This is a genomic window from Solimicrobium silvestre, assembly GCF_002976435.1.
Classification (GTDB): domain Bacteria; phylum Pseudomonadota; class Gammaproteobacteria; order Burkholderiales; family Burkholderiaceae_D; genus Solimicrobium; species Solimicrobium silvestre.
Genome location: NZ_PUGF01000039.1, coordinates 1 through 23929 on the forward strand (window position 1 = coordinate 1; position 23929 = coordinate 23929).

A 23929-nucleotide genomic window follows, 5' to 3' on the forward strand; every position below is an offset into this window, starting at 1 on the left:
AACTATATTCGCTACTATAATTACGACCGCATTAAACTGAAATTAAAAGGGCTGAGTCCTGTGCAATACAGAAATCAGCCCTCGGTAGCCTAGCAATTAATCTGTCCAACTAAATGGGGTCAGTTCAAATTATTTAGGGCGTTTTTTTATATGCTGACGTTTTTTAATATGACTTAATTACTATCGATGTTCCAACCATTCATGCAGTTTTGGTGTTTCAAGTGGTTTCGCATAGTAATACCCTTGTGCCAATGAGCAGCCAAATGACATTAATGCCTCTGCTTGTTTTAGCTCTTCCACACCCTCTGCAATTACCGTTAACCCTAAGCTTTGGCAGAGTTGGATAATCATTTTTGGAATGCTGGCACTACTGCTGGCATCTACAATTTGACTAACAAAAGAGCGATCAATTTTAAGTTGGTCGATAGGAAGTTTTTGCAGGTAGCTTAAAGAAGAGAAACCGGTGCCGAAGTCATCAATGGATATTTTCACCCCAATTTTTTTGAGTTGGTGCAGAGTTTCCATTAAGAAGATAGGATCTTCCATTGCCATCGATTCGGTAATTTCTAAATCGAGTAATTCTGGCGGGATGCCTGTATCGGTAATTGCTCTACGAACTGAATTTAAAAACTCGGGATGTAAAAACTGAGCTTGGGATACATTGACCGACATTTTAAAATCGGTGTAGCCCTTTTTAATCAGATTCTGTAACTCATAACAAGCATTACGCAATACCCAATCACCTAACTCAATAATTAGTCCAGAATATTCGGCAATGGGTATAAATTGATCAGGCGGGATGAATTTACCTTCGGTAGTTTTCCAGCGCAGCAGCGCTTCAGCACCAACTGCTTTACCAGTGCCAATATTGACTTGCGGCTGGTACACCACAAACAAATGATTCTTCTGAAATGCGCTATTTAAGGCACGCATTAAACGCACTCGTTCGCGAATTTCTACACCCATATTATTGGTGAAGTACACATAGCCGGTGCGCTGCTGTTTTTTTGCGCGCTTCAAAGCAATGTTGGTGTCTTTTAAAGCATCCGACGTATCGCCTTGGTAATCATCTAATTTGACTAAGCCGATGGTGGCAGAAAGTTGCACATCCTGTTTTTCAATCAGGAAAGGGGCATAGAACAGCGATAAGATAATTTCTGGACGAACAATGTCATTGTGACCAACAATCGAGAACGTATCGCTACCAATTCTTGCCAATTTGCACGAGTGCTCAAAATGGTGACGCAAACGTTCCGCAACTGCGCACAGTAGTAAATCGCCAAATTGATGCCCAAGTGCATTATTGGTTTCAGCGAAATGATCAATATCAATTAAAGCTAACGTGGTTTGAGGGCGATTTTTCTGCGCTAAAATTTGATCCAGCATGTGTAACAATTTGAGCCGATTCGGCATGTTAGTCAGCGGATCGGTAAATGCGTGGTTGCGCAGGCGGATATTGAGTAAAACGTTGTCCAGGCAAACTGACACATTACTAGAGAAGACATCTAAAAAACGGGCATCTTGCGGAGTAATGTTTTTGTTGACGCCGACATACAAGGCATAACGTGTTTGCGTGGTATTGCTGAGATAGAGTGCTGCATGATTTGATTCAAGAATATTTTGTTGCTGTACTAAACAATTCTCTATCGTGTGCAAAATAATTGCATTATCGGTGCTTTTAATCGGGGTATTTAATAGATGAGAAAACTGCCCATTTGCGGCAATAATGTTCACCGCGCCGCCCGGTTCTTCTTGTTTGAAGAGCAGCAAATTGATGTTGGGCATTTCAAAATAATCGATAATGCTGCGGATCGCTATCGCAGAAAATTCATTTAAATTGGTTTGCGAAATTAGTTCTCGACTGGAACGTGTAGTGATATCTGATGCGCGTCGAAGAGTATTGATGGAACAAATTTGATCGTAAGAGCGGATTGCAGAAGTGATGGTGGTAAATAGTTTGGTTCTGGTAAGTTCCGATTTGGTTTTGTAATCGTTAATGTCGAAATCACGTATCGCGTCAATTTCTGGCGCATAGCCAGGTTGACCAGTGCGTAAGATGATCCGTACTTCTGATAAATTCATCTCATTGCGAATTAAATTAACTAATTGCAATCCAGCATCTTCTTGCTCCATCACTACGTCAAGCAAGATAACGGCTATATCAGTTTCATTTTTTAAAATTTCTTTAGCTTGTACTGCGGAGTAGGCATGCAGAAAGCTGAGGGAACGGTTTTGAATTGCCAGACTACTTAGTGCGAATGTGGTTGCCGAATGAACATCTGGGTCATCATCGATAATCATGATGCGCCAAGTTAAATTGCCCTCATGTTTTACTTGAGGGTCGGACTTTTCTAGTTCTTCTAAAAAAATTAACTCATCATGTGATGAATGTTGTATGTCGCTCATCCAGTTTCGCCTCAAAATAGGATTTTATCTTTACTTAGTATATCCCAAATGCACCATTATTCTAGCTATACAATCTTTCATTTGTGAAATATTTAACAGTGTTTGAAGCGATTTCCGACAGTCAACAATCTTTGTTGTCCGGTTAATCCTGTTAAAATTAGCAGTTCTGATAAATCTTACTTCTTATTATGTCTGGTAATTCTTTCGGCAGCTTATTTTCCGTGACCACTTTCGGAGAATCTCATGGGCCAGCAATTGGCTGTGTTATCGACGGTTGCCCTCCAGGAATGGTTTTATCTGAGGCGGATATTCAACCCGAATTAGATAGACGCAAACCCGGCACGTCCCGACATGTAACTCAACGGCAAGAATCAGACAAAGTTGAGATTTTATCTGGTGTATTTGAAGGTAAAACGACCGGCACGCCGATTGCATTGCTGATACGCAATGAAGATCAGCGTAGTAAAGATTATGGAAATATCGTTGATACTTTCCGCCCTGGTCATGCTGATTACACCTATTGGCATAAATACGGTATTCGTGACCATCGTGGCGGTGGCCGTTCTTCAGCGCGACTTACAGCTCCGGCGGTTGGTGCTGGCGCGATTGCTAAAAAATGGCTGCGTGAAAAATACGGCACCATCATTCGCGGTTATATGAGTCAATTGGGTGAAATAGCGATACCTTTTGACGATTGGCAGCATGTTCATGCAAATCCATTCTTTGCGGCAACTGATGACCCCGCCACTATTGCCAAGCTAGAAGCCTATATGGATGATCTGCGCAAGCAGGGCGATTCAATCGGCGCACGAATTAATGTAGTGGCACAACATGTGCCAGTTGGTTTGGGCGAGCCTATTTATGACAAGCTAGACGCTGAAATTGCCTACGCGATGATGGGTATTAACGCGGTGAAAGGTGTTGAAATCGGCGCTGGATTTGCATCAATTGCCCAAAAAGGCTCCGAACATGGTGATGAATTAACGCCGGAAGGTTTTATCGGCAATAATTCCGGTGGAATTCTCGGTGGTATTTCAAGTGGGCAAGATATTACAGTGTCTATCGCTATTAAACCTACTTCGTCTATCCGTACAGCACGTAATTCTATTGATCAGCAAGGTCAGGCAGGTGTGGTGCAAACCTTTGGTCGACATGATCCCTGCGTGGGAATTCGAGCTACGCCGATTGCAGAAGCAATGCTAGCATTAGTGTTGATGGACCATGCTTTAAGACATCGCGCTCAGTGCGGCGATGTTCAAGTTACAACTCCCAATATTGCAGAAAAAATTTAGGAATGATGATGGCTGTAGAAATGAATCTGGAAACGACCGAAGTAACGAACGCAGCAACGAACGAAGCACCCAAGCCAGCTAAAACTGTAGCGGGCGTTAAATTGCGTGGCGCTGAAAAAATGGCGCGGATTCCTATTAAAATAATTCCGACCGAGCCTTCCCAATACTTGCGTAAGCCAAGTTGGATCCGTGCTGAATTTACCGGCACCGAAGAAGTTGCCCGTATTAAATCTATTTTGCGCGAAAATAAATTGCATACCGTGTGCGAAGAAGCGCGCTGTCCGAATTTGGGCGAATGCTTTAAAAGCGGTACTGCCACGTTCATGATCATGGGCGATATTTGCACACGCCGTTGCCCATTTTGTGATGTAGGTCATGGACGTCCTAATCCTTTAGATACCGAAGAGCCAGCAAATTTAGCCAAGACCGTCAGCGCGATGGGCTTGCGTTATGTGGTCATTACTTCGGTAGATAGAGATGATTTACGTGATGGCGGTGCAACCCATTTTGCTGAATGTATTCGTGCGATTCGACTCGCAACGCCTGCCACTAAAATTGAAGTGCTTACGCCGGATTTCCGTGGCCGTGTTGATGTCGCGTTGAATATTTTGAATAACGATGTGCCGGATGTGTTTAATCACAATCTGGAAACCGTGCCACGTTTATACAAAGAAGCGCGTCCCGGTGCAGATTATCAAAACTCGCTTACGTTGTTACAGCGTTTTGGACAAGAAAATCCTACCGTGCCGACCAAGTCTGGCTTGATGCTTGGCCTGGGCGAAACAATCCCGGAAGTGCAACAGGTCTTGCAAGACATGCGAGCGCACGGCGTTGCCATGCTCACCCTTGGTCAATATTTACAACCTAGCCCACATCATTTAGCGGTGCAACGCTACGTAACGCCGGCTGAATTTGAAGAGTTACGTATTTACGCGCTGAGTATTGGCTTTGATCAAGTGGCATCAGGCCCGATGGTGCGTTCTTCGTACCACGCTGATTTGCAGGCAATTGGCGCATTCTAAAAAATAGGAGAGCAAAACTGCCACAGCGGCGTTGCCCTTGCAGGGCGCACACTGGCAGGCCAGTGTCGTTCCGCAGGCAACAACAGTGTTGTTGAATTCCCTGCTGCACCTCTCATTGCCGTACTAAAACTGTCTGCGTCGGCACGCCTTGCCGGAACACTTTTGCGTAACTCCTAAGAAGCTATGGCTGTACATAATCACCACACTATTGAGCAACCTGAAACGCCAGAACGTCATGCCGCTGCTAAACGCAGTACTTTAGTGAGCGTTTTGGTGAACATGGTGCTCGGCACCGTTCAAATTATGATAGGGATTTTTTCTGGATCGCAAGGGTTGATCGCGGACGGTATTCATTCTTTATCCGATTTGATGGCTGATTTTGTTGTGTTGGTAGCGAATCAGAAAAGTAAAAAAGCGGCTGATGATGATCATCAATACGGCCATTTACGTTATGAAAATGCGGCTTCCTTAGTGTTGGGAATGTTGTTGCTGGCGGTCGGTGTTGGCATGTTATGGTCGGCGGTGTTAAAAATTCAAAGCCCGGAACATATACCTGAGGTACACGTGATTGCACTGTGGGTGGCATTAGGTGCACTGGTTGCCAAAGAAGGTTTGTTTCGTTACATGCTGGCGATTGCGCAACGCATTCGCTCTAGCATGTTAATTGCTAATGCATGGCATGCACGTTCCGATGCTGCTTCTTCTTTAGTTGTCGCGCTCGGTATTTGTGGCAATTTAATGGGCTATCCCTTACTCGATCCGATTGCAGCCTTAGTTGTTGGATTGATGGTGGGGCGAATGGGTTGGAAATTTGCCTGGGATGCGCTGCATGATTTAATGGACCGAGCGGTTTCGCCGGAAGAGGCCAATGCAATTCGCACGACATTGCAAGAAACTTCCGGCGTTTTAGGCTTGCATGACCTGCGCACCCGTAAAGTGGGGGACTTAATTATTGTTGATGTGCATTTGGAACTGGATGCCAATTTAACAGTAATGGAAGGGCATCGCATTGCAACGGACGCTAGTGACCGGGTAATGCGGCAACATCCGGTGTTAAATGTGATGACGCATGTTGATCCGGTGCTGAATGGGGTACTGATTAACGATTAGTAATTGATTCGATCAGCATGTGGTTCTAGCGTATAGAGATAATCACACACTGTAGATTTAATCGTGACAATGTGTAATTTAAGCGGCGCTTATATTGCTCAATGGAAATGTCGAGAGTAAGATTCGAGGCGAAAAACTCTCTTACTATTTCTTTTGAAGAATGCACCGAATGAATAATTACACAATAAAACAAGTGCCGTTGATTCAGCGACAGGGACCGCTGACTAATATTTATGACTTGATAGCTCAGTCATTACTGCCAGTACTGTTAGTTTCATCAACGATGTTGTTTACTGGATGCGGCGGCGGTGGAGGTGGTTCTTCAACTACAGCAGCATCTTCCAGTTCAAGTTCTGCTCCTACGTCCCCATCATCATCGGCACCAACGCCTACAGTTCCACCAGCACCAATTCAAGCAGTCGTCGCGAATTACAGCGTAAAGACCAACGTTATTCCGGTCACAGGCGCAGGTAAGGTTTTTGGCATGCAGGCCAATTTTTTCGACGATGGTTTTATCCCACCGAATCCAATCTCAAATTGGGGATTTCAAAATCCGCTTATCCCTGCAGTGAATGCAGATGGCAGTATGGATGTGGCCTGGCTAGATTATTCCGGCACTTCGGGGCCTTCGACAACCGGCTTAAGTGCGCTGGGTGCAATTAACATCACGCATATTAATCCGGATTTAAGTACAGGCTCCACCATGGCGACCGGTTTGTTGTCCTACAAATTGCTGGGCTTCACCAAAGATACTGCGGGCGCATTTTATATAGCTTATAACGTCGATCATCCGTTTAAAAATGCTATTGCTGGCGACGCCAATAACGTCAATGGCAATGAACTGCATATCGCTAAATCAGGCACGGCCAGTTTTACGATGAAGACCTGGGATACCTTGGTATTCGGCGACATGGACAATACCAAAGATCAAAGTAAAGGTAATCCCGGAGAAGCAGGTTTGGGCGTATTGGGTTTTGATGTGGTGAATCAGAAGCTAGCGTTATATGTCGCGCATCGTATGGCGTGGGGCGACAACGGCACGCGCCATCAGGCCGGTTATTTCCGATATGTTGACCCAGCTAGTGGCAACATCGTTGCCCCCGGCAATTCACATCCGACGGATACCGGTACCGGCTGGTTTTATTCGCATAACTTCAATCAGCGCTTGTTGCTGGATAACGGCACTGCGTATCTGTTGGCGCATGGCGATGCTTATTCGCGCCAATTGGGTTTTGCGGCAATCACCGCCACGGGTTACAGCGCAAGTGACAGTACGGTATTCAACCAATCCTATCTGGCAATTAATGGGACCGAAGGCGACAACGTAACCAACACGGAGACCGGGCAGTTTATTAAACTCAGCAATGGCGACTTCGCAATTGTGTACACCACATCGCAGGGCCGGATCGCGCGTGACGTGCAGATTGTGATTGCCAGCGGCGTTAACGGCACAACCAAGTCGTCTGCCTGGCTTACCAGTAATACCGGCAACATCCAGGCCATCATGCCGAAGCTGGAAGTTTCTGGTAATAACATACTGGTGTCTTACGGCTTGTGGGATTCGACTACGCGCACCAATAAAGCGATAGCGTGGCACTTCGCGACGGTCGATACCAGTTTAAATTTAATCTCAGCATCTAATCCTATTCCCGGCATCGAATTTATTACTGATCTGCCGCTGATTCGTTTCTCCAGCGGGCCGAATGTGGGGCAGCTTGCTTGGGTATCTGGTAATGGACAAGGAAGTTTGAGTGTGAATTTGATTCAAACGCCTTAATCAATCTTTATGTGTAACGGCGAGTAGTGGATCCACTACTCGCCGCAAGCGTTCTTTAGTCCAAACCGGTTGCTCATCATCCCAGCCGTTATCCACCAAACGTCCGGCGCGGTCAATCACAAAGCTGACTGGCATGCGCCAGATCCTGCCATAGCCGCCGGCATAGGGCGAGCCAAGTAAGCCGACCGGAAAACTCAGTGTTTTTGCGATCTCTTTTACCTCATTCAAATTGCCAGGATCATCCAAACTAAAGCCGAGCACCCGCAAACCTTGTTTGGCATGCTGCTCAGCATAGGCGGAAAGTAATGGCAATTCTTCACGGCACGGTTCACAATAACTGGCCCAAAAAGTGACGATAAGCAGGTGCCCGATCAAATCGTTAGTGGCAATGCTGTGCCCGTCTAAGGTGTGCAGTATCAACGGTGGTGCAGCTTGACCCAAGACTAAATTATTGGCTTGCGCCAACGATGGAAGCAGACTGCCAGCGGCTGTTATGCCCAACCCTAACGCACCCAGAAGCAGGGCGCGGCGCTGGGCGGATGGTTCACTATTGTGTGTCATGGTAGAAAACGATCACTTTTAAATTTAAACCGTCGTTAGAAATGGGTGCTCATCCCAAGCGATGCGGTATAGCGCGGAAAGAGTTGATAGCCACTCAAATTACTGTATATCGGCACTTGCAAGAAAGCATAAATGCGTGTGTTTTGCATTACGCTCATCGTAACACCAGGACTTAAATACGCTACGTTGCCCGCTGTATCGTTGCGGTCAGCCAAAGCACCTGAATCGGCATTCTTGTGGGTAAGGTTGATTTGTAATTGCGGCACAATGAGTGGGTCAGCTTCATAACGCAGGCCGAAGCTCAGGTTGGATTGGTTGCCGGGGCGATAATCTGCGCCGGTTTGATTCAGTTCCTGTTTCATTGAGAATTGATATTGACCATTGATAAAAGCGTCAAAATTCTGACTGACTGGTTGGAAATAATAACTGCCAAGAATTAAATCAGTACTGCCATTTCCCACATTTAAACTGGTATCCAGATAAGTTGATCCTGAATTGCCCGCCGGGCCAAAGCCAACCGGATTGCGCCCCACGGAACCTTGCCCGACCGTGCCGTTAGTGTTACTGACACTTGCACCGCCATAATTTCCGCTTGGTAATTTAATGCCAACTTGCACACCCAAATTTTTAGTCGGTAACCAGCCTTGATAACTGGCGATCAATTTAATGTCGCCCAAGCCAGTTGCGCTGGCGCTGCTAAGTTGGCTGGAAGTGAGGGGTAAAGTGGCATCCGTGCCATAAGTGGAATGGCTGCGATCTATATAGGGCAGGGATAGTTTGAAATTCCAGTCCGTGCCAGAGGAATAGCTCAAGCCTAGCGTTAAGTAACGATTAATCGTTTGGTTTTCAACTTCTTGCCCGGTGAGAGCTTGTACTTGTGCGGCTGAAATCGTGCCGGTGCCGGACCGTAATTGATTTTGATTGATGAAGCTATCATCCAGGCTAATACCCCAGCCACTGTTAGTGGCATAACCTAAAGCGCCGTCGGGTGACAAGGAGCAGCCGCAAGTCGCGCAAGCTAATGCATTGGAAGCTAAGGTTATCGAGCTAACTAATGTGATGAATTTAAAAGATGAGGCAAGGAGTAATTTGGTCATGGAAATTTTTAATTAAAACTAATTGAAAAGTACGCCCGCGTTCCTGCTGGGTCTAGCAAAAACATGGCGTATTCAGGATTGGATTTAATTAAAAAACGGTGGTCCGCGTGCTTCGGGACCAACTAAGCGTGTTATTGAATAACTTGTGCTGCTCGCGATATAACTGATTTCACTGACGGTAAGCAAATGAAATTCAGGCGTTGCCAGTGGTGTGCCAAGAATAATGTCGGTGAAGCTGGATAGACACAGCGGACAGTCGGCGTGGTGCGTCGTATTGGTCGGAGCAGACTGGCCGATTTTGGATAAGTCAGTTGTAGATCGATTGCCATAAGCGCTGCAAATTTCATCCCACAGGCGTGGGTTTAATTCAGATCTGGCAAACGCGATACTGGGCACTAAGGCTTGCCATAACAAGGCGCAGATCACCAAGCTGGCTAGCCAGTTAGTGTATTTTTTTGCGTTGCTATGATGGGAAGTGTGCCAGAACATGGAGCGTGATTTTATCAAATACAGCGTAAAAAAGTGATTTAAATCAAGTAAAAAGAGGAAAAGGAAGGAAATTAAGATAATCCCCTTATTTTTTAACTATTTAATGGCTTTCCCTGCGGATGCTGAAATTAAACTCAGCATCCGCAGATCATCAAATAATCACCAATTGGTCACCAGATCCGTCTTCATTTCCTGCAATATCGTCGTAGAAATTTCTTCAATTGATTTAGCAGTGGAAGAAAGCCAGCGTATGCTTTCGCGTTTCATCATCGCTTCCGCTTCATTCACTTCATAGCGGCAGTTTTCTAATGCGGCATATTTACTGCCCGGGCGGCGCTCGTTGCGAATCTCGGAAAGACGTTCCGGCGCAATGGTCAAGCCGAAAATTTTACCTTTAAAGGCATACAGTGCAGAAGGCAGTTTACCTCGTTCAAAGTCTTCCGGGATTAGCGGGTAATTGGCTGCTTTAATGCCGAATTGCATCGCCAAATACAGGCTGGTCGGAGTTTTGCCCGAGCGCGAGACGCCAACTAAAATCACGTCGGCGATAGCCAGGTTTTTATGAGACTGGCCGTCATCGTGCGCTAATGAATAGTTAATAGCTTCAATGCGATTTTTGTAAGCTTGGGTATCGGCGGTGTTGTGGCTACGGCCAACGGTATGAGTGGATTTAATACCTAATTCTTGTTCCAGCGGCTCCACAAAAGTCTGGATTAAATCCATGTGCAAACCATGTGCCTGACGAATAATGCCGGCTAGATCGGCTTTTACTAAAGTGGAAAATACAATCGGGCGCAAGCCGCGTTCGGCATAGGCTTCATTGATTTTCTGGCATGCATCATGCGCTTTTTCGGCGTTGTCGATAAAGGGCAGGCGAATTTGTTTGAAACGTAAATCAAATTGGGTTAAAACGGAATGGCCAAAGGTTTCCGCTGTAATGCCGGTTCCGTCAGAGACAAAGAATACCGTATGACCATCAAGTGGTAGAGGTACGTGAGGTAAATCTGTCATGGTTTTTACATAAAAAAAGTGGTTGTGAGCTCGGAATATATCACTTTAAGTGCAGTGCAGCATGTAAAATAGAGCCCGCTTTAATTCTATTTTCCATAAGGATACAAAATTTGTCCGTCCTGCAGAAGAAAAGCACCGAATATGCGCTGTATTTAGCGCGGAATACCATTTTATAAGCGGCTGACGCGACCAATAATAATAAAAAAATCGACGCGAAGCTGCTGGACCGATTTCTTATCATCAAAGAGGTTGTTATGACTAACAGTAATAATGGGATTGCAGGGAGCACCTTAAGTGCTTCAACTTACGTCGCATCATTCGAAAATTTACGGATGCACGATGTTGAAGTCGTCGGCGGTAAAAATGCATCGTTAGGCGAAATGATCAGCCAATTGGCTGGTGCTGGCGTGCGCGTTCCTGGTGGTTTTGCCACCACGGCACAAGCATTTCGCGATTTTTTGGCTTTCCCGCAAACTGACGGAAAATCATTAGCCGAGCGTATTGCCAACCGACTCGAAACACTGGATACCAATGACGTCCGCGCGTTGGCAAAAGCCGGTGCAGAAATTCGTCAATGGATTATCGATACTCCATTTCAGCCGCGCTTAATGGCGGAAATTAACGAATTTTATCAAAAATTAGTTGCCGATTCAGTCGGTGAAATGTCGTTTGCTGTGCGGTCATCCGCAACAGCAGAAGATCTGCCGGACGCTTCGTTCGCAGGTCAGCAAGAAACCTTCCTGAACGTAGTTGGTATCGAGAATATTTTGGAAGCAATGAAGCATGTATTTGCTTCTTTGTATAACGACCGCGCTATTTCTTACCGCGTACACAAAGGCTTTGCCCACGCTGAAGTGGCGTTGTCGGCAGGTGTGCAGCGCATGGTGCGCTCTGATTTGGGGGCGGCTGGCGTGATGTTTACGATCGATACCGAATCCGGCTTTAAAGATGTGGTGTTCATTACGTCCAGCTACGGTTTGGGCGAAACCGTCGTGCAGGGCGCGGTTAATCCAGATGAATTCTACGTGCATAAACCGATGCTGGCTTCCGGTAAATTGCCGGTCATTCGTCGCAATATCGGTTCCAAACTGATCAAGATGGAATTCACCGATCAAGCCAAAGCCGGTCATTCCGTACGTACTGTTGATGTGTCGATTGAGCAGCGCAACCGTTATTCATTAACTGACACCGAAGTGGTGGAATTGGCTAAATACGCTGTGATTATTGAGCAGCATTATGGCCGTGCGATGGATATCGAATGGGGTAAAGACGGCCGCGACGGCCTGTTATACATCTTGCAAGCGCGCCCTGAAACTGTTAAATCACAGCAAAAAGCCACCGATTCACAACAGCGTTACAAGCTCAAAGGTAGCGGTAATGTACTGGTTTCTGGTCGTGCGATTGGTCAAAAAATCGGCGCTGGCCGGGTACGCGTTATTCACGACCCGTCCGAAATGGAGCTGGTTCAGCCGGGCGATATTTTAGTCGCGGATATGACCGATCCTAACTGGGAGCCGGTCATGAAACGCGCTTCAGCGATTGTGACTAACCGCGGCGGACGTACTTGTCACGCAGCGATTATTGCCCGTGAATTAGGTGTTCCTGCGGTAGTTGGTTGTGGTGATGCAACCGATATCCTTAAAAACGATACGTTGGTGACCGTTTCCTGCGCTGAAGGCGATGAGGGCAAAATTTACGACGGTTTGTTAGAAACTGAAATTACCGAAGTCGCCAACACTGCGCTGCCGGAAATTCCAGTCAAGATCATGATGAACGTGGGCAATCCACAAATGGCGTTTGATTTCCAAAGCATCCCGAATGCCGGTGTTGGTTTGGCGCGTCTGGAATTCATCATCAATAATAATATCGGCGTGCATCCAAAAGCGATTTTGGAATACCCGAATATTGACCCATCCCTGAAAAAAGCGGTGGAATCGGTAGCGCGTGGACATGCCTCACCAAAAGCATTTTATGTTGATAAATTAGCCGAAGGTATCGCCACGATTGCGGCTGCTTTCTGGCCTAAGCCGGTGATTGTGCGTTTATCAGACTTCAAATCCAACGAATACAAAAAGCTCATTGGCGGTTCACGTTATGAGCCGGATGAAGAAAATCCGATGTTGGGTTTCCGTGGTGCTGCGCGTTATTTGGCTGCTGATTTTGCGGAATCGTTTGAAATGGAATGCACTGCAATGAAGCGCGTGCGTAACGACATGGGTTTGACTAACGTTGAAATCATGGTGCCGTTTGTGCGTACTTTGGGACAAGCGGAAAAGGTCGTGAATTTGCTGGCTAAAAATGGCTTGCGTCGCGGTGAAAACGATTTGCGTTTGATTATGATGTGCGAAGTGCCATCGAATGCGATTTTGGCTGAGCAATTCCTGGAGTTCTTTGACGGCTTTTCAATCGGTTCAAACGATTTAACGCAATTAACGTTGGGCTTGGATCGTGATTCCGGTATGCCGTTGTTGGCAGCTGATTTTGATGAGCGCGACCCTGCGGTACTGGCTTTATTATCGATGGCGATTGCGGCGTGCCGCAAGCAAGGTAAATATGTCGGTATTTGCGGTCAAGGTCCATCGGATCATCCTGATTTTGCTCAATGGTTGATGAAGGAAGGAATAGCCTCGATTTCATTGAACCCTGATAGTGTGATTGATACTTGGCAGTTACTGGCTAAGTAGTTGTAGGAGTATTCCTACTTCAAAATAGTTATAAAACTATATATATTTTTCTTGTGATCGCGTAGACTCTGCGTTCACGGACCTCGTTTATTAAGCCCCAATTGGCCGTGCCACTTGGGGCTTTTTTTGTTTGAAAGGAAAATCATGAGTGACTGGATGAGCTGGTTAGTTGTTGCGGGAATTGCGGTGATGATAGAGCTCTATACGGGTACTTTTTATCTGCTCATGATCGCAATTGGTATGGCTGCCGGTGCTTTGGCCGCTTTTTTGGGAGTTGGCAAGGAGTTTCAACTCATCATCGCAGCGATTGTCGGCGTGCTGGCGACAGTAACATTGCGGCGTAGTCGCTTTGGCTTGCGCAACAAAGTCAGTGCAAGCCGTGACCCTAATGTGAACTTGGATATTGGTCAGTTAATTCAAATTAATGAATGGCAAAGTATTGCGCCAGATCTGCATACAGCGCGCGCCATGTATCGAGGAGCGCTTTGGGATGTGGAGTTTTTTGGGCATGCTGAACCAAAATCCGGGATGTTTAAAATTGTTGAAATTCGTGGCAGCCAGTTAGTCGTAGAAATGCAGTAAAAATGTAGCAAATAAGGTGTAGATAAGCAGTAACCCAGCAGTAACGTTTGAACTTAAATTAGAGATAGGAATAGATATGGAATTCAATTTTGGTAGTGTCGCTTTTATTATGTTCGTGATCGCCATGGTGTTTGTGGTGAAAACCATTAACGTGGTTCCGCAACAGCATGCCTGGGTGGTTGAGCGTCTGGGTAAATATCACGCAACATTAGGCCCCGGTTTAAATATTGTATTGCCGTTTATAGATCGTATCGCTTACAAACATATTCTTAAAGAAATCCCGTTAGATGTGCCGCCGCAAGTCTGTATTACGCGCGATAACACGCAATTGTCCGTCGATGGAATTTTGTATTTTCAAGTCACTGATGCAATGCGCGCTTCTTATGGTTCATCTAACTATATCGCTGCAATTACGCAGTTAGCGCAAACCACTTTACGTTCAGTGATCGGCAAAATGGAGCTCGATAAAACATTTGAAGAGCGTGACCATATCAACACCGCCATCGTTAACGCGATTGACGAATCTGCCGCGAATTGGGGCGTTAAAGTATTGCGTTATGAAATTAAAGATTTGACGCCACCGAAAGAAATTTTGCACGCTATGCAAGCGCAAATTACCGCCGAGCGTGAAAAGCGCGCTTTAATCGCTGCCTCCGAAGGTCGTAAGCAAGAGCAAATTAATATTGCAACCGGTGAGCGCGAAGCGTCGATTGCTAAATCCGAAGGTGAAAAACAAGCCTCAATTAATCGCGCTCAAGGTCAGGCAGCGGCGATTTTGTCGATTGCTGAAGCGAGCGCCGAAGCGATCCGAAAAACCGCTGCCGCGATTCAATCGCCGGGTGGTTCTGATGCGGTTAATCTGAAAGTAGCTGAGCAATATGTGAGCGCCTTTGCGCAGTTAGCCAAGACCAATAATTCGATTATTATTCCGGCCAACATGGGTGATATTAGTAGCTTGATTGCTACAGCCATGCAAGTGGTTAAAACGCAGAAGTAGGGCGTTTGGTGTGATGTAATTTTGTAGTTTTATGCTGTTGTAAAGCATGTAAATGCGCTTATCTGCTCTGATAAGCGCATTTTTTTATTTTTGGAAATAATATTTCAGCGTACGCACGTATTTTTTTAAAAAATAAGCATCAAATTATCAATTTCATCCATAGAAAATACCGAATTCCTGGCAGTTTTTACACAATCTTTATACGCCAATGGTTTCTTTTCGCAAATTCTTTATACCCGCCTTGATAAACTCATTGCACTTTTATGACATCCATTTAAGAAACAGTTACTGAACAAGCTCGAGCAACTAAAGAATAAATTCATTATTCGATGATTCTGACTAAATTTATTACATCATGAAAACCACTACTTATATTTTCTTCATCGCTTTTAGTATTGCTACTTTTTCGTCTGCTATGGCTGCGCAAGATCAGTTGTTACTCGATCAGATTCATAAAAAGCACGATCAGCACATGACTTCATCACAAGCGATTGACTCAGCAAAGATGGCTCAGCCGCTGGATCATGAGCCACATGCAGTGTCAACGCCTCCGGTTAATGAGCAACGAGGTTTACGAGTTCAACCAACTGATATGAATACCCCAGCTAAAGCTATTGAGCCGAGCAAATAGACTGATTTGAGCACAATATTGCTGATCTGCTTTTTAAGAGTTGTTGTGATAAAACTCCGTAGTTTTCAGACTGCTTAAATCTAACTCAGGCGTCCCGTGCCATTGCGCAAATTTGGTTATGGAGCCGATTACATCACGCACCAGGGTGGCACTGATTTTTACCTCAGCTTCCATATGCAGGCTTTTAACTTCAAAGCGGCCTTGCTGCCGATGTGCTTTGGCATCCATGCGGCCTATAATGGCACCGCGTCGCAATATCGGCAAAGAAAAATAACCGTAACGACGTTTTTCAGCAGGCGTATAGCATTCAAGTTTGTAGTCAAAATCAAACAATTCAATAGCGCGTTTTCTGTCCCAAACGACTGGGTCAAACGGGGAAAGAATCTGCGTGGCGGTGGCTTTCAGGTTGCCTTCCGCCGCTTGTTCGAGCAAGTCGGCATGGTCCGGATGTACATAGACCGGCGTATCCCAGCCAGCTACATTTGCGGTAAGTAACAAGCCTTGTTCTGCTAAGGCGGCAGCTTGATTGCTGGCGTCCAGCTTAGCCATGCGGAAGTAATCGGTAATCCAGGTCGCCTTTGCGCAACCTAAGGCTTTTACCGCCAATAACACTTGCTGGCGCTGGCATTCAAGTGGGTGAATTAAGTCATGCTGATCTTCCCATTTCGGATGCACTCGTTCGCGCAAATCATAAACCCGCTGAAAATTATGGCGTTTTGCCACCATTAATTCGCCCATGGTAAATAATACTTCCAGCGAGCGTTTTTCCGGCTTCCATTCCCACCATCCGCCAGCCTTGCCATCACGCTTGGCAAAGTCGAGTGAGCGGGAAGCGCCGTTGCTATGTATTTGTTTGCGGACTAATTCCACTTCTTTCTTATTTTCCAGGAGCCAGCGTTGATTAAATTTCCAGCCCAAACCGTGTGGCGCAATCATTTGATGGCGATATAAATAATAATCTTCAATCGGTAAAAAACAGGCTTCGTGTGACCAGTACTCAAACAGCTTACCTTCTTCCAGTAACTCATTTAGCCAAACGGTTTCATAGCTCCCTAAACGACTCCACAGTACTAAATAAGGGCTGCGCGCAACGACATTAATCGTGTCGATTTGCAGTGCTGCCATTTGGCGGATTGTGGCTAACAGCTGTTTTTTAGTAGCATTTTTTGCGGGCGGTGTGAGCAAGCCTTGCGCGGCAAGGTGTAAATTACGTGCAGCGGATAGTTTGAGTGTTGGATTGTCTGCCATCATGATTTGATTGGTTAGTAATTTAAGGCACCGTTGCCAAATTCAGCACTGATTTTCGCAAAGCTGTATGTATCTCTGCAACTTCTTTTTGCGGTACATTTTTGTGCAGGCGAAACAGCATTAAACCTTCAACTTGCGCAACGATGAGTACCGCGCGCAATTTGGCTTGTTCGTCTGAAATGTCGGGAACCAATCCTTGAATTAGTTTGAAAATGGTTTTTCTTTCGCGGGCAATCATTTTGTCCATCAGCTCAGAAGCAAAGACATTTCGCTCCGCGAGTGCCCAAATTTCAAAAAATACACCATGTGTCACCGGGTCGCTTAATTCGTCTAGAAACATTTCTATGGTTGAATTAAATTGATCAATCCGACTGGCTTGTTGCATTGTCTGGGCGATGTTATCGATCTTGGCTTGGAAAATATTCATGGTGTACATCAGCATCGCGTCAACTAATATATCTTTACTTTTGTAGTAATGCTGAACATTGCTCAAGCTCATGTTCAATGTTAATGCGAGGCGGCGCATGGATAATCCAGCGTAACCTTCTGCGGCAAAAAGCTGACGTGCCGCATGCAAAATTTCATGCATGCGTTCTATCCCTTTTTCTGTGGTAACAGAGTTTTTAGTTGTGATGTATGGCGGTGCGTTGTTCGACATAGAGTGTAAATATCAATTACAAGTGGGATGGTAGCGCTCATTTACTAATGCTGAATATTACCTCAGAAGTCTTGACAAGCAGTTCGGCTGAATTATAATTCAACGCTAGGTCGCATGACCTATTATGTGCTTATGGCTGCATTATCTATACAGGAGTTGGCAATGAATACCAAAGTAATAGTTGCTGGTGTTGGAATGATCCCATTCACCAAACCAGGCACTAACGCACCTTATGATGAAATGGGCAGCGAAGCTGCTCGTATGGCGTTGGCTGACGCAGGACTGAGTTATGAAGACATGCAGCAAGCCTATGTAGGTTACGTCTATGGCGACTCGACTAGCGGCCAAAAATCACTCTATAAAGTAGGTATGACGGGCATCCCCGTCATTAACGTTAACAACAACTGTTCAACCGGTTCAACCGCTTTATTCCTGGCGCGTCAGGCAATTGCCAGCGGTGTGGTTGACTGCGTATTGGTACTCGGCTTCGAGCAAATGAGTCCAGGCGCATTGAACTCGGTATTTCAAGATCGACCAAGTCCTTTTGATCCCTTTGATCGAGTGACTGCTGAATTAGTCGGAATGCCACAATTGCCACTAGCTTTGCGCTATTTTGGCGGTGCAGGTTTAAGTCACATGCAAAAATTCGGTACGCCGATTGACTCTTTTGCCAAAATTCGGGCTAAAGCCAGTCGCCACGCGGTGAATAATCCCTTGGCAGTTTTTAAGCAGGTGGTAACAGCGGAAGATGTGTTGAATTCAACCATGATCTGGCCTGGCGTCATGACTAAATTAATGGCCTGCCCGCCAACCTGTGGTGCCGCGGCGGCAGTGTTGGTATCAGAGAAATATGCCAAAGCCAAAGGTTTGAATGCCGGCGTTTATATTGCAGCGCAAGCGATGACGACAGATAAGCCAAGCACCTTTGAATCGGGTGACATGATGCGTTTGGTTGGCTATGAAATGAGCAAAGAAGCTGCGCAAAAAGTGTATGAAGAAAGCGGCATCGGGCCCGATGAGTTAGATGTCGTTGAATTGCATGACTGCTTTGCCCATAACGAATTAATTACCTATGAAGCGCTGGGCTTGTGTCCGGAAGGCGGGGCAACTAAGTTTATTAATGATGGAGACAACACTTACGGCGGCAAAGTCGTGACTAATCCTTCGGGTGGCTTACTGTCTAAAGGGCACCCGTTGGGCGCTACTGGATTGGCACAATGTTTTGAGTTGACCCATCAATTGCGCGGTACCGCAGGCGCACGTCAGGTGGACAACGCTAAAGTTGGCTTGCAGCATAATCTTGGTTTGGGCGGTGCATGTGTTGTCACCATGTATCGCGCAGCCTAATCAATGAAAACGAGGAAATAAAATGAATACGGTTTCAACCTGGATGACCCCGGAATTAGAAAGTTTTCGTGACGCGGTGCGCCGTTTCGTTAATTTGGAAATAGTGCCCCATCAAGAAAAGTGGAAAAAACAACAGCATGTAGATCGTAGCGTTTGGAACAAAGCAGGTGAGATGGGGATGTTGTTGGCCGATATCTCCGATGAGTATGGCGGCTCTGGCGGCACATTCGCGCATCAGTGTGTGGTATTTGAAGAATTGGCGACTGCCGGGGATTCTTGTTTTGGAATTCATGTCCATGCGATTGTGGCGCATTATTTGAACAACCAAGGCACCGAAGCGCAAAAGAAAAAATATCTGCCGCAGCTGGCTAGTGGTGAAATGGTCGCGGCAATCGCCATGTCTGAGCCGAGTGCCGGTTCCGATTTAAAAGGGATTCGCAGTACGGCCATAAAAAAAGGCGATGACTATGTGTTGAATGGCTCAAAAACATTTATTTCAAATGGTTATTTAGCTGATTTAATTCTGGTGGTATGCAAGACCGACCCTGATGCTGGCTCTAAAGGTGTTTCGTTATTGCTGTTAGAAACCAAAGATTGCCCGGGCTTTAAAGTGGGACGCATTCTTGAAAAAATCGGTCAAAAAGGGCAAGATACTTGCGAGCTGTTTTTTGATAATGTGCGCGTACCACAAGAAAACATTTTAGGCGGAGTGGAAGGTAAAGGCTTCGCACAATTAATGACCGAATTGCCATACGAGCGCACGATTCTCGGCGTGGGTGGTGTGGCCGTAATTGAACGTGCTTTGCGCCTTACGATAGAGTACACACGGGAGCGTAAAGCTTTTGGTCAGCCACTGATCGAAATGCAAAATACACGCTTTGTACTAGCTGAGATTAAAACCGAAGCGACTATTGCGCGCACCTTCATTGATCGTTGCATCGTCGATATGATCGAAGGCCGGATGGATGCTGAACTCGCTTCCATGGCTAAATACTGGATATCCGATCTGCAATGCAAAGTGATCGATCAATGTCTGCAATTATTTGGCGGTTATGGTTATATGCTGGAATATCCGATTGCGCAGATGTATGTCGATGCGCGGGTGCAGAAAATTTATGGTGGAGCCAATGAAATCATGAAGGAAATCATCGCACGCTCGCTTTAATTAAGGCGCTGGCAAAGATTTGTAATTAGTCATAACTGAAGGGTTTGTTCAATGAATAAAGTCTTGCTTATCGCCGCTAGTTTAAGCGCCATTGCGGCGCTTTTACATATTGCAATTATTATTAATGGCGCAAATTGGTACCGTTTTTTTGGCGCTGGCGAGAGAATGGCGCGAGCTGCCGAGCGCGGTGATTGGTATCCGGCCTTGGTCACTACTGGAATTGCATTAGTGCTGGCAAGTTGGGCAGGAATTGCTTTGGCTGGAGCCGGTGCGGTGAGTTTGCCATCGGGTTTACTGCCTTATTTAAAAGCGGCGCTGGTATTAATTACGTTGATATATCTGATACGCGGCCTGGTTGTTGTGCCGCTGTATTTTATGGCACAAGCGACGCCATTCGTAGTGTGGAGTTCAGTCATCTGTTTAGTCTTTGCCGTTTTTCATATTGTTGGTGTGATACAAGTTTGGCCAAACTTAAAATAGAAGAATAGCTTTTTACGATGCCACTTAACATTGCATACGAAAAATTTTGTTTAAATGTAAAAATATCTTATTCTGTCACCTTTAAAATTGCTTTATTCATTATGACCTTCAATCCTGTGCTGCTAGATATCCCAGAAAGCTTCGACTCTGAACGTTTATTTATTCGTGCCGCCAGGCCGGGCGATGGCGCAGCACATTTTGCTGCGTTACAAGAATCGCACGATGATTTACGCGCGCATTTAGCCGATTTGCCCTGGGTGAAAGCCGAAGCTTCGCTGGCAAATTCGGAGATTTTTTGTCGAGAAAATTGGTGTCGATTTATTAGGCGTGAAGATTTACGGTTTTTTATGTTTTCAAAATCCGATGCCAGTTTTATTGGCAGCATCGGACTACATAGAATAGATTGGGCAGTACCAAAATTTGAAATTGGTTACTGGTGTCGCGTAAGCGCCCAAGGAAATGGTTATGTCGGTGAGGCGGTGCATGCCATAACTAATTTTGTCATTCAGCATTTGGCTGCAAGACGGATAGAAATTCGTGCCGATGATTTGAATGTCTCCAGTTGGAAAGTTGCGGAAAAAGCAGGTTTTAAACTTGAAGGTATCTTACGCAGCGCAGCACGTGATTCAGTGTCTAATCAGCTTAAAGATATGCGCATTTATGCCAAAGTTGTTGATTAAATTGATATTTATCTAAAATTAGGTGTGCAATTCCTTGCTTTGCATTAATCAGCAGGGCGGGGATAGAGTACAATGGCGGCTTCGTTTTGAACTAAGATCGCCATGCAAGATTCTCCAATTTCCCCTAAAATCGGCTTCGTTTCACTTGGATGCCCAAAAGCTCTGGTTGACTCCGAGCAAATCCTCACGCAATTACGCGCAGAAGGCTATGAGACAGCTAAGTCTTATGATGGCGCAGATTTAGTCATTGTTAATACCTGCGGTTTTATTGACGCGGCAGTTCAAGAGTCGTTGGATGCGATTGGTGAAGCATTGCATGAAAACGGTAAAGTGATCGTTACTGGCTGTTTGGGTGCTAAAAAAGACGCGCAAGGTTTGGATATGATTAGAACTATCCATCCTAAAGTATTGGAAGTAACCGGCCCACATGCATTGACTGAAGTCATGGCCGCCGTACACAAGCATTTGCCTAAGCCGCACGACCCATTTTTAGATTTGGTGCCAGCGCAAGGCGTTAAACTCACTCCTAAGCATTACGCTTATTTAAAAATTTCTGAAGGCTGTAATCATCGTTGCAGCTTTTGCATTATTCCATCGATGCGCGGCGATTTAGTCTCACGTCCAATCGCTGAATTAATGCTTGAAGCAGAAAACCTGTTTAAAGCCGGCGTAAAAGAATTACTCGTTATTTCCCAAGACACCAGTGCTTATGGCGTGGATGTTAAATTCCGCATGGGTTTTTGGAATGGTAAACCTGTCAAAACCCATATGACGCAATTGGTTGAAGCGCTCGGCGAATTGGCTAAACAGTACGGCGCCTGGGTGCGTTTGCATTACGTTTATCCTTATCCGCACGTCGATCAAATTATTCCGCATATGCAGGAAGGTTTGATTTTGCCGTATTTGGACGTGCCGTTGCAGCATGCGCATCCCGATGTATTAAAGCGCATGAAGCGTCCAGCTAGCGGTGAAAAAAATCTGGATCGTATTCAGGCATGGCGCAAGATGTGCCCTGATTTAACTATCCGTTCCACCTTGATTGCTGGCTTTCCTGGTGAAACCGAAGCCGAATTTTCTTACTTGCTCGACTTCTTAAAAGAAGCTGAAATAGATCGTTTAGGTTGCTTTGCTTATTCACCAGTCGATGGCGCAACGGCGAATTTGTTAGCTAACCCTGTGCCAGAAGAAGTGCGCGAAGAGCGTCGCGGTCGGGTTATGGAATTACAAGAGCAAATTTCCAAAAAACGTTTGCAAGCCAAAGTAGGCACTACCATGCGCGTGTTGCTGGACGAAGTGACTCGTCAGGGCGGAGTAGGGCGTTCTTCGGCAGATGCGCCGGAAATTGACGGTGTTGTCTATGTCAAAGCACCGTATGAGCCGCATAAAAAATTGATTGTTGGTGAATTTATTGATGTCAAAGTTACGACATCAGATGCGCATGATTTATGGGCTGAGCCGATATAATTTCATGTAGGATGTGGTTGGGCATTTAAAATTATTTTGATCAAAAAAACCAATTTAACTATGAAACCACATCCAGCCACTAAAATCATTCACCCCGAATACACTGCTCCAGAAGGTTTTTCCGCTTTTCCCACGGCGATCCACCATGCATCTACTGTGTTGTTTGAAAACGTGGCGGCAATGCGGAGCAGTACCTGGTTAGATAAATCTATCTATACCTATGGCCTACACGGCACACCAACTTCACGCACCTTAGAAGCCCGATTAGCAGCAATTGAAGATGGTCAACATTGCTTATTAGCGCCGAGTGGTTTAGCCGCTATTGCCCTGGTTAGTCTGGCCTTCCTGAAGAGTGGCGATGATGTGCTGATAGCGGATAATGCCTACGGCCCTAATCGCGATTTAGGTGAATGGCTGGCACGTGATTACGGCATTACCGCACGTTATTATGATCCGATGATAGGCGCAAATATTAGCGACCTAATCCAAGACAATACGCGTTTAATCTGGGCTGAAGCGCCCGGTTCTGTCAGCATGGAAGTCGCTGATATTCCCGCAATTTGCCAAGCCGCACATGCACGCAATGTGATTGTGGCGCTGGATAATACCTGGTCTGCCGGAATCGCCTTTAAGCCTTTTGCGCATGGCGTCGATATCAGCATGCAGGCACTCACCAAATACCAGTGCGGTGGATCCGATGTATTAATGGGTGCGCTGGTTACTCAAGACCTAAAACTGCATGAACGTTTGGAAGTGGTACGTAAGTTATTGGGAATGGGCGTGGGAATGGATGATGTTTATCTGATTTTACGTAGCTTACCTAGTTTGCCATTACGTTTTTCTGCGCATGATCTGCATGCTAGAAAAATCGCTACCTGGTTAAAAAGCCGTCCTGAAATAAGCAAAGTTTTACATCCGGCCATGCCAGATTGCCCCGGGCATGAAACATGGCAACGTGATTTCACCGGCGCTGGCGGCCTATTTTCAGTGATTTTTGATGCAGATTACAGCGAAGCGCAAACCGACCGCTTCGTTGATAGTTTATCCCTCTTTAAAATCGGGTATAGCTGGGGTGGGGCAAACAGTTTATGTGTACCTTATCGTATGAAAGCAATGCGTTCAAACTGGACCGAAAAAGGCCAATTAGTGCGATTTAATATTGGCTTGGAAGATGTGGCTGATTTGATCGCTGACATTGAACAAGCATTGGCAAAAATGGGTTGAATTG

The 23929-nt window shown here is 45.7% G+C and carries 22 protein-coding genes; 15 read left to right on the plus strand and 7 right to left on the minus strand.

The annotated features are described in order from the left end of the window. Window positions 1-93 (plus strand): IS3 family transposase (locus S2091_RS23045; RefSeq protein WP_133166869.1); only part of this gene is annotated, 93 nt, incomplete at its 5' end. An 87-nt stretch (window positions 94-180) separates the two neighbouring features. Here S2091_RS23045 and S2091_RS23050 read toward each other — a convergent pair. Further along, the gene (locus S2091_RS23050) at window positions 181-2406 is read right to left on the minus strand and encodes a bifunctional diguanylate cyclase/phosphodiesterase (protein WP_243405539.1); all 2226 of its coding nucleotides are present in this window, start codon (window positions 2404-2406) and stop codon (window positions 181-183) included. A 188-nt stretch (window positions 2407-2594) separates the two neighbouring features. Here S2091_RS23050 and aroC point away from each other — a divergent pair, with 188 nt between their 5' ends. The 4 genes from aroC (at window position 2595) to S2091_RS23070 (ending at window position 7607) form a co-directional block, all read left to right on the plus strand. Beyond that, on the plus strand, window positions 2595-3698 hold the full coding sequence (gene aroC, locus S2091_RS23055) for a chorismate synthase (protein ID WP_105534332.1): 1104 nt from the start codon (window positions 2595-2597) through the stop codon (window positions 3696-3698). A gap of 8 nt (window positions 3699-3706) precedes the next feature. Further along, window positions 3707-4720: a lipoyl synthase gene (gene lipA / locus S2091_RS23060; RefSeq protein WP_243405542.1), complete on the plus strand. Its 1014-nt coding sequence runs from the start codon at window positions 3707-3709 to the stop codon at window positions 4718-4720. Between the two features lie 183 nt (window positions 4721-4903). Beyond that, complete coding sequence (locus S2091_RS23065) at window positions 4904-5830, plus strand: cation diffusion facilitator family transporter (RefSeq protein WP_105534333.1); 927 nt, start codon at window positions 4904-4906, stop codon at window positions 5828-5830. Between the two features lie 169 nt (window positions 5831-5999). After that, entirely contained in the window at window positions 6000-7607 is a 1608-nt protein-coding gene (locus S2091_RS23070) for a hypothetical protein (protein ID WP_133166968.1), read from the plus strand. Here the strand turns inward: S2091_RS23070 and S2091_RS23075 are convergent, their stop codons facing one another. From S2091_RS23075 to ppsR, 4 genes are all read right to left on the minus strand, one after another. After that, entirely contained in the window at window positions 7608-8168 is a 561-nt protein-coding gene (locus tag S2091_RS23075) for a TlpA disulfide reductase family protein (protein WP_105534335.1), read from the minus strand. It abuts the gene before it with no gap. 35 nt (window positions 8169-8203) lie between these two features. Beyond that, on the minus strand, window positions 8204-9265 hold the full coding sequence (locus S2091_RS23080) for a transporter family protein (RefSeq protein WP_105534336.1): 1062 nt from the start codon (window positions 9263-9265) through the stop codon (window positions 8204-8206). 84 nt (window positions 9266-9349) lie between these two features. Beyond that, complete coding sequence (locus tag S2091_RS23085; RefSeq protein ID WP_105534337.1) at window positions 9350-9754, minus strand: DUF2946 family protein; 405 nt, start codon at window positions 9752-9754, stop codon at window positions 9350-9352. Window positions 9755-9913: 159 nt separating this feature from the next. Continuing rightward, window positions 9914-10765: a posphoenolpyruvate synthetase regulatory kinase/phosphorylase PpsR gene (ppsR, locus tag S2091_RS23090; RefSeq protein WP_105534338.1), complete on the minus strand. Its 852-nt coding sequence runs from the start codon at window positions 10763-10765 to the stop codon at window positions 9914-9916. Between the two features lie 254 nt (window positions 10766-11019). On the opposite strand from ppsR, the gene ppsA reads away from it, so the two are divergent. The 4 genes from ppsA (at window position 11020) to S2091_RS23110 (ending at window position 15659) form a co-directional block, all read left to right on the plus strand. Next, the gene (gene ppsA / locus S2091_RS23095) at window positions 11020-13449 is read left to right on the plus strand and encodes a phosphoenolpyruvate synthase (protein ID WP_105534339.1); all 2430 of its coding nucleotides are present in this window, start codon (window positions 11020-11022) and stop codon (window positions 13447-13449) included. A gap of 144 nt (window positions 13450-13593) precedes the next feature. Then, on the plus strand, window positions 13594-14031 hold the full coding sequence (locus tag S2091_RS23100; protein WP_105534340.1) for an NfeD family protein: 438 nt from the start codon (window positions 13594-13596) through the stop codon (window positions 14029-14031). Window positions 14032-14107: 76 nt separating this feature from the next. Continuing rightward, window positions 14108-15028 carry an SPFH domain-containing protein gene (locus S2091_RS23105; protein WP_105534341.1) on the plus strand — a complete coding sequence of 307 codons (921 nt, stop codon included), beginning with the start codon at window positions 14108-14110 and terminating at the stop codon, window positions 15026-15028. Between the two features lie 355 nt (window positions 15029-15383). Next, window positions 15384-15659, plus strand: coding sequence for a hypothetical protein (locus tag S2091_RS23110; RefSeq protein WP_105534342.1), 276 nt, complete (start codon window positions 15384-15386; stop codon window positions 15657-15659). Window positions 15660-15692: 33 nt separating this feature from the next. Here S2091_RS23110 and S2091_RS23115 read toward each other — a convergent pair whose 3' ends face one another. Both S2091_RS23115 and S2091_RS23120 read right to left on the minus strand, forming a co-directional pair. Further along, window positions 15693-16910 (minus strand): winged helix-turn-helix domain-containing protein, encoded by a 1218-nt coding sequence (locus S2091_RS23115; RefSeq protein ID WP_341477018.1) that lies wholly within the window; start codon window positions 16908-16910, stop codon window positions 15693-15695. A 19-nt stretch (window positions 16911-16929) separates the two neighbouring features. After that, entirely contained in the window at window positions 16930-17496 is a 567-nt protein-coding gene (locus S2091_RS23120; RefSeq protein ID WP_243405540.1) for a TetR/AcrR family transcriptional regulator, read from the minus strand. Between the two features lie 231 nt (window positions 17497-17727). Here S2091_RS23120 and S2091_RS23125 point away from each other — a divergent pair, with 231 nt between their 5' ends. The 6 genes from S2091_RS23125 to S2091_RS23150 all read left to right on the plus strand — a co-directional run bounded on the left by S2091_RS23125 (window position 17728) and on the right by S2091_RS23150 (window position 23925). Beyond that, a complete protein-coding gene (locus S2091_RS23125; protein WP_105534344.1) occupies window positions 17728-18912 on the plus strand; it encodes a lipid-transfer protein in 1185 nt (394 codons plus the stop codon). 22 nt (window positions 18913-18934) lie between these two features. Next, window positions 18935-20077 (plus strand): acyl-CoA dehydrogenase family protein, encoded by a 1143-nt coding sequence (locus S2091_RS23130; protein ID WP_243405541.1) that lies wholly within the window; start codon window positions 18935-18937, stop codon window positions 20075-20077. 51 nt (window positions 20078-20128) lie between these two features. Further along, window positions 20129-20557: a hypothetical protein gene (locus S2091_RS23135; protein WP_105534345.1), complete on the plus strand. Its 429-nt coding sequence runs from the start codon at window positions 20129-20131 to the stop codon at window positions 20555-20557. Between the two features lie 101 nt (window positions 20558-20658). Further along, window positions 20659-21237: a GNAT family N-acetyltransferase gene (locus S2091_RS23140; protein WP_105534355.1), complete on the plus strand. Its 579-nt coding sequence runs from the start codon at window positions 20659-20661 to the stop codon at window positions 21235-21237. A gap of 102 nt (window positions 21238-21339) precedes the next feature. Next, entirely contained in the window at window positions 21340-22701 is a 1362-nt protein-coding gene (rimO, locus tag S2091_RS23145) for a 30S ribosomal protein S12 methylthiotransferase RimO (protein ID WP_105534346.1), read from the plus strand. Between the two features lie 60 nt (window positions 22702-22761). Beyond that, window positions 22762-23925, plus strand: a complete 1164-nt coding sequence (locus S2091_RS23150) for a cystathionine beta-lyase (RefSeq protein ID WP_105534347.1) — start codon at window positions 22762-22764, stop codon at window positions 23923-23925. Window positions 23926-23929: the final 4 nt, after the last annotated feature.

What these genes read in the sequence shown, in the direction of transcription:
- rimO (WP_105534346.1), top strand. Translation starts at nt 21,340, where the DNA reads ATGCAAGATTCTCCAATTTCCCCTAAAATCGGCTTCGTTTCACTTGGA.
- ppsA (WP_105534339.1), top strand. Translation starts at nt 11,020, where the DNA reads ATGACTAACAGTAATAATGGGATTGCAGGGAGCACCTTAAGTGCTTCA.
- S2091_RS23075 (WP_105534335.1), bottom strand. Translation starts at nt 8,168, where the DNA reads ATGACACACAATAGTGAACCATCCGCCCAGCGCCGCGCCCTGCTTCTG.
- S2091_RS23080 (WP_105534336.1), bottom strand. Translation starts at nt 9,265, where the DNA reads ATGACCAAATTACTCCTTGCCTCATCTTTTAAATTCATCACATTAGTT.
- S2091_RS23150 (WP_105534347.1), top strand. Translation starts at nt 22,762, where the DNA reads ATGAAACCACATCCAGCCACTAAAATCATTCACCCCGAATACACTGCT.
- S2091_RS23135 (WP_105534345.1), top strand. Translation starts at nt 20,129, where the DNA reads ATGAATAAAGTCTTGCTTATCGCCGCTAGTTTAAGCGCCATTGCGGCG.
- S2091_RS23110 (WP_105534342.1), top strand. Translation starts at nt 15,384, where the DNA reads ATGAAAACCACTACTTATATTTTCTTCATCGCTTTTAGTATTGCTACT.
- ppsR (WP_105534338.1), bottom strand. Translation starts at nt 10,765, where the DNA reads ATGACAGATTTACCTCACGTACCTCTACCACTTGATGGTCATACGGTA.
- S2091_RS23125 (WP_105534344.1), top strand. Translation starts at nt 17,728, where the DNA reads ATGAATACCAAAGTAATAGTTGCTGGTGTTGGAATGATCCCATTCACC.
- lipA (WP_243405542.1), top strand. Translation starts at nt 3,707, where the DNA reads ATGGCTGTAGAAATGAATCTGGAAACGACCGAAGTAACGAACGCAGCA.
- S2091_RS23105 (WP_105534341.1), top strand. Translation starts at nt 14,108, where the DNA reads ATGGAATTCAATTTTGGTAGTGTCGCTTTTATTATGTTCGTGATCGCC.
- S2091_RS23085 (WP_105534337.1), bottom strand. Translation starts at nt 9,754, where the DNA reads ATGTTCTGGCACACTTCCCATCATAGCAACGCAAAAAAATACACTAAC.
- S2091_RS23070 (WP_133166968.1), top strand. Translation starts at nt 6,000, where the DNA reads ATGAATAATTACACAATAAAACAAGTGCCGTTGATTCAGCGACAGGGA.
- S2091_RS23100 (WP_105534340.1), top strand. Translation starts at nt 13,594, where the DNA reads ATGAGTGACTGGATGAGCTGGTTAGTTGTTGCGGGAATTGCGGTGATG.
- S2091_RS23140 (WP_105534355.1), top strand. Translation starts at nt 20,659, where the DNA reads ATGACCTTCAATCCTGTGCTGCTAGATATCCCAGAAAGCTTCGACTCT.
- S2091_RS23065 (WP_105534333.1), top strand. Translation starts at nt 4,904, where the DNA reads ATGGCTGTACATAATCACCACACTATTGAGCAACCTGAAACGCCAGAA.
- S2091_RS23050 (WP_243405539.1), bottom strand. Translation starts at nt 2,406, where the DNA reads ATGAGCGACATACAACATTCATCACATGATGAGTTAATTTTTTTAGAA.
- S2091_RS23115 (WP_341477018.1), bottom strand. Translation starts at nt 16,910, where the DNA reads ATGATGGCAGACAATCCAACACTCAAACTATCCGCTGCACGTAATTTA.
- S2091_RS23130 (WP_243405541.1), top strand. Translation starts at nt 18,935, where the DNA reads ATGAATACGGTTTCAACCTGGATGACCCCGGAATTAGAAAGTTTTCGT.
- S2091_RS23120 (WP_243405540.1), bottom strand. Translation starts at nt 17,496, where the DNA reads ATGCATGAAATTTTGCATGCGGCACGTCAGCTTTTTGCCGCAGAAGGT.
- aroC (WP_105534332.1), top strand. Translation starts at nt 2,595, where the DNA reads ATGTCTGGTAATTCTTTCGGCAGCTTATTTTCCGTGACCACTTTCGGA.